The following is a 5,325-nucleotide window of genomic DNA, read 5'->3' as shown; positions in this document are numbered from 1 at the left end:
ATCGAAGGCAGGGATAAAAGCGCCGAGGACGACCCGTTCGCCGCCACCGGCATCAAACTCGGCTCCTTCGTGATCAGGCCAACGCTCGAGCAAGGCCTGACGGCGTCATCAAATGCCGATTCAAGCAGCGAAGGCAAGCCGGCCCTGCTGTCGGAAACGACGCTGCGCTTCAATGCCATCTCCGACTGGCGGGAGAATTTGGCTGTCATCGACGGCTACGGCACCTTTCTCAAGACTATATCGGGCGACGAGGTTCAGGAGGCACGGGGCCGTGTCGATGGCACGCTCAATGTCGACCTCGACAACGATCTGCGCGCTATCGCCAAGCTCGGTTACGAGGCGGCGCCCGAATCGGCTTCATCGCCAGTCGTCATCGAAGGCACCGTCGAGCAGCCGGTGCGCCAGACCATTGACGGCAGCCTTGCGCTCGAGAAGGATGCCGGCAAGATGCGCTTCGCCCTGACCGGCGCTGTCGAACACGACATTTACGGCGACGCTAAGCTTTCGACGGGCGGCACGCTGTCGCAGAAAGACCGCGACTCGACGCTCTATACCGCCACTTTGCGCAGCGGCTACGAGATTTCCCCCGCTATCACTCCCTTCACCGAGGTTGAAATCGGCCGCCGGGTCTATGATTTGCGCGTCGACACCAATGGTTTCGAACGATCCTCGACGCGGCTTGGCGTTCGGGCCGGCGCCGAGGTCGATCTTGGCGAGAAGCTTGCCGGCGAATTCTCGGCCGGCTGGCTGCGGGAGGCGATTGACGACGACCGCCTGCCGGCAATTTCGGGTGCCACGGTGAACGCCGACCTCAGATGGTCGCCGGAACGCGGCACCACGATCGGCCTCACCGGGCAGACGATCGTCGAGGGTACAACGACCGCCAACGAAAGCGGCGACATCCTTTACTCCGGCCGCCTCACCGGCGAGCGGGAAATCCGTGCCAACCTGATCGGGAACGCAGCTCTCGGCGTGGACTGGCGCGACTACATCGGGTCGGACGGCCATGATCTGACGCTGAGCGCCGAGGCCGGACTGACATGGTGGCTGAACCGGTATGCCGGACTGACCACCCGCGCCAGAACTGAAAAACAGACCAGCAATCTGGAGGGCCGCGACTACACCGCCCACAGCATCTTCGTCGGGGTGACACTGCAGCCGTAAAGCAAACCGTTGAAGGTTTGGGGCATGTCGAGATTCAAGTCAGGCCGTGGCGGGAACGGTGGTTTTGAGAACCTTGTTCTTATGCTTGTCGTTGTCCCAAAACCGTTGCGCACCATCGGTTCAAGCCCGAGGGCATGCTTTTGGGCGACATAGCTAGAACGCCGCGCCCCGTTGCTCTGAAAGTTTCATCTCGTCGAAAAGCTGGCGGATAACGCCCGCCATGCGTCCGTTTATGTCGCTGCGCCACAGCGCGAAGGCGACATTGGCCTCGACAAAGCCTTCCGGCGATCCGCAATCGAAGGTGCGCCCCTGGTAGTGACACCCATAAAAGGGCTGTTGCTTCTCCAGCTTCAGCATCGCATCGGTGAGTTGTATCTCGTTGCCGGCGCCCTTCTCCTGGCCCTCAAGAATCCCAAATATCTCCGGCTGCAGGATGTAGCGCCCGTTGATGTATAGATTGGAGGGTGCCGTGCCGGTCTTCGGCTTCTCCACCATACCGGTGATACGGAAACCGTGATGTGTATCCTCGCCACGGCCGACGATGCCGTATTTATGGGCCTCGGCGGGGTCGCATTCCTGAACCGCGACGATGTTGTTGCCGGTCTCGGCATAAAGCTCGACCATCTCTTTCATGCAGCTTTTTTCCGACTGCATGATCATGTCAGGCAAAAGCAGCGCGAAGGGCTCGTCGCCGACCAGTTCGCGGGCACACCAGACGGCATGGCCAAGGCCGAGCGGCACCTGCTGGCGCGTGAAGCTGGTCTGCCCAGGCGAGGGTTGCAGCCGCTGCAGGCGGGCGAGCTCGTCGTCCTTGCCGCGCTGGGCGAGCGTGTCATAGAGTTCGAACTGGACGTCGAAATGGTCCTCGATGACCGCCTTGTTGCGGCCGGTCACGAAGATGAAATGCTCGATCCCGGCTTCGCGTGCCTCGTCGACCACATACTGGATGACTGGCCTGTCGACGACGGTCAGCATTTCCTTGGGTATGGCCTTGGTGGCCGGGAGAAAACGCGTGCCGAGACCGGCGACCGGGAAAACTGCCTTGCGAACTCTCTTCATGCTGTCAATTATCCGCTTCTAAGCCTGTTCGGCAATCCCGCTTCAAGACATTTTCGTGCCGGAATCGAGGATTATGGAACGGCTGGTCAGAAGAAATTCGTAGTCTGTAAAGCACCAACCCGCCTTTTCGTTCCCAACGCCACCTATGGTAAACTAAATGCTAACCGGGTTCGGCGATGAATAGTCTTCCTGTGATGAAGAAGGAGGAAAAGATGTCCGTTCGCAACGCCGCAAAGCGCTTCACAAGCATCGTTGCGGCCGCCAGCCTGTCGCTTGCCTTGCTGATGCCCACCGGATCGGCTTTTGCCGACGCCGGTTTCCGGCAATGGGTGGCCAGCTTCCGCGCCACCGCGGTGCGGAGCGGTGTTTCCGGCGCCGTTTACGACCGGGCATTCGAGGGCATCAGCGATGCCGACCCGGTCGTGCTGGAAAAAGCGCGTTATCAACCCGAATTCACCGCGCCCGCCTGGGACTATTTCGACAACCGCGTCCATGACCAGTCGGTCGCTGTAGGCCAGCAGATGGCCAGGAAGTGGAAGCCGTGGCTGGACAGGATCGAGGCAAAATACGGCGTTGACCGTCATATCCTGCTGGCAATTTGGTCTATGGAATCGAATTACGGCGAAATCCTTAAGCGCGACGATGTCATGCGCAATGTCGTGCGTTCGCTGGCAACGCTTGGCTATGCCGACTCGAGACGATCGAAATTTGCCCGCACCCAGTTGATCGCGGCGCTGAAAATCCTGCAAAGGGGCGACATCGACAAACGCCACCTCAGCGGCTCATGGGCCGGCGCCATGGGCCATACCCAGTTCATTCCCACCAGCTATCAGGCCTATGCGGTCGACATGGACGGCGATGGCAAGCGCGACATCTGGAATTCGATTCCCGATGCGTTGGCAACGGCCGCCAATCTGCTCAAGAAGAACGGCTGGCAGGCCGGCAAGACCTGGGGCTATGAAGTCAGCCTTCCCGACGGAAAGAAGTTCCCGGCCGGATCGAAGTCACTGTCGCAATGGCAAGCGCTGGGTGTCAGGCGTGTCAACGGCAAGCCGTTCAAGAATAGCGCGGAGAAGGCCACGCTGAAGGTGCCAGGCGGCCGCGGCGGCCCGGCTTTCCTGATGATCAAGAATTTTTCGGTCATCAAGCGCTACAACAATGCCGACAAATACGCGGTTGCCGTTGGGCTTCTTGCCGACGAAATCGCCGGCCATGGTGGGCTGGTGCAGGACTGGAAGCGGCCTTTCACAAAGCTCTCCTTCGAGGAGAGGCAAGAGCTTCAGCAGCGGCTTTCCCAGTACGGCTACTATAACGGCAAGTTCGACGGCAAGATCGGCGAGGGATCGAAAGCCGCCATCATGGCCTTCCAGGCGAAGGCTGGCTTGACCCAGGACGGACATCCGAGCATGGAAGTGCTCAAATGGCTCAGGCAGAACTAGCCTCGCATAGGGCAGACCTGGAGCATCGACCCAAACCGGTTTTGGGAAAATCCGATGCTCAAAAAAGATTGAGCGGCGGCACGGTTGAGGGTCCGGCGCTCTTAAGGGATGGAGAGGGTAATTGGTTTCGGCTGGGCGTATCAGGGTGATCCTTCGTCGCGTGCCGATCCTGGTTCTGGCTAGTGCCGTTCTGGCCGTCAGCACTGCCGCCGTCTTTCACACGCCGGCCGTGGCGCAGGAAGAACAAAGGCGAGGCTGGTCGCTGCGCGACTTGTTGTTTCTGCGCCGAAGCGAGCGGGTGGGCCGAACCGAGTGGATGGAACCACCGCGACAGATCCAGAGGGCCGGGCCACGGAAGCTAAAAGCAAGAAAGCCCCGCGCCGCGCCGCGCCGGCCGGCTGAGCCGGCAACCCCGATTGTCGAGAAGGCGCCGGATGCTCGCACCGTTCTGGTGGTCGGCGATTTCATGGCGAGCGGCCTCGGCGAAGGTCTCGATACCGCCTTTGCCGAAAACACCAACGTCAAGATCGTCGTCCGCAGCAACGGTTCGTCCGGTTTCGTGCGTGACGATTTCTACAACTGGCCCGAACAGATCAAGTCGCTGATCGAGACCGAAAAGCCCGCGGCCGTAATCGTCATGCTGGGCTCCAACGATCGGCAGCAAATGCGCGTGAACGGGGAACGCGAACAGCCGCGGTCCGAGGCCTGGACCACGGAATACGAACGCCGGACCGAAGCGTTCGGTAACGCCATTGCAGCGGCCAAGGTGCCGTATCTATGGGTCGGCATGCCGGCATTCAAGGCGCCGAAGATGACCTCAGACATGCTGGCTTTCAACGACATTTACCGTTCGACGGCCGAAAGCCATGGCGGCGAATTCGTCGACATCTGGGACGGTTTCGTCGACGAGGACGGCGCCTTTGTCACCAGCGGACCTGATATCAACGGCCAGCCGGTGCGCCTGCGCACCGACGACGGCATCTATGTGTCGAAAGCCGGCAAACGCAAGCTCGCCTTCTATGCCGAAAAATCCTTGATGAAGATCCTTGGAATGACCGCGCCCACGGGCACACCGGCAGCTTACGCGCCAGCGGGCGCTCCCGTCGGGGCGCCGGCACCGGCACCCATGGCCGTCGATCGCACCGTGCCGATGCTGCTCAACGATCCGGCGCTCGATGGCGGTTCTGAACTTCTCGGCGCCGCATCGCCGGCGAAGGCGGACGGGCCCGGCGAAAAACTTGTCGTCGAGGGCAAGGGGCCCGCTGCTTCGCCCGGCCGCGCCGACGATTTTTCCTGGCCGCCCAGGGGACAGCCTGCGGCGGCGGCCGCAACCGAAACGACCACGGCGATCACTCCCTAAAGCGCGTCGCGTGTGACCGGCCTCATGCGACGCGCTTTAGGTTGTTGTTTTTAAGCATGTCGTTATCGCAAAACCGCTGCACACTTTTGCGCGACATGCATTAAACCTGCCCCGGGCACCGGAAGGGCAGAAAGCGCCTTCAGATGGCCGCAGGAGTAGCGCTCGAGACAGACTCAGCGCGGCAGCACGCTTGATCCCATCAGCGCCTCGTCGATCGAACGAGCCGCCTGCCGACCCTCGCGGATCGCCCAGACGACCAGCGATTGACCGCGGCGCACATCGCCCGCCGCATAGAGCTTTTCG

At 61.1% G+C, this 5,325-nt stretch carries 4 protein-coding genes; 3 read left to right on the top strand and 1 reads right to left on the bottom strand.

The window, feature by feature from the left end; genetic code table 11:
• A partial coding sequence (locus tag EOA86_RS20680; RefSeq protein ID WP_128343338.1) for an outer membrane beta-barrel protein occupies nt 1–1,164 on the top strand: 1,164 nt, incomplete at its 5' end.
• 153 nt (nt 1,165–1,317) lie between these two features.
• Here the strand turns inward: EOA86_RS20680 and galU are convergent.
• Complete coding sequence (gene galU, locus EOA86_RS20675; protein WP_245485863.1) at nt 1,318–2,232, bottom strand: UTP--glucose-1-phosphate uridylyltransferase GalU; 915 nt, start codon at nt 2,230–2,232, stop codon at nt 1,318–1,320.
• Nucleotides 2,233–2,435: 203 nt separating this feature from the next.
• Here galU and EOA86_RS20670 point away from each other — a divergent pair, with 203 nt between their 5' ends.
• Both EOA86_RS20670 and EOA86_RS20665 read left to right on the top strand, forming a co-directional pair.
• Entirely contained in the window at nt 2,436–3,662 is a 1,227-nt protein-coding gene (locus EOA86_RS20670; protein ID WP_128343336.1) for a lytic murein transglycosylase, read from the top strand.
• Nucleotides 3,663–3,783: 121 nt separating this feature from the next.
• Nucleotides 3,784–5,022, top strand: coding sequence for a DUF459 domain-containing protein (locus EOA86_RS20665; protein ID WP_128343334.1), 1,239 nt, complete (start codon nt 3,784–3,786; stop codon nt 5,020–5,022).
• Nucleotides 5,023–5,325: the final 303 nt, after the last annotated feature.

The organism is Mesorhizobium sp. M5C.F.Ca.IN.020.32.2.1, assembly GCF_004023105.1.
Lineage (GTDB): Bacteria > Pseudomonadota > Alphaproteobacteria > Rhizobiales > Rhizobiaceae > Mesorhizobium > Mesorhizobium wenxiniae.
Note: the sequence above shows the minus strand (reverse complement) of the source record. Positions and strands in the feature narration are given on the sequence as shown.

Bases quoted from the DNA above. Each gene is read 5' to 3' on its own strand.
- EOA86_RS20670 (WP_128343336.1), top strand. From the start codon at position 2,436: ATGTCCGTTCGCAACGCCGCAAAGCGCTTCACAAGCATCGTTGCGGCC.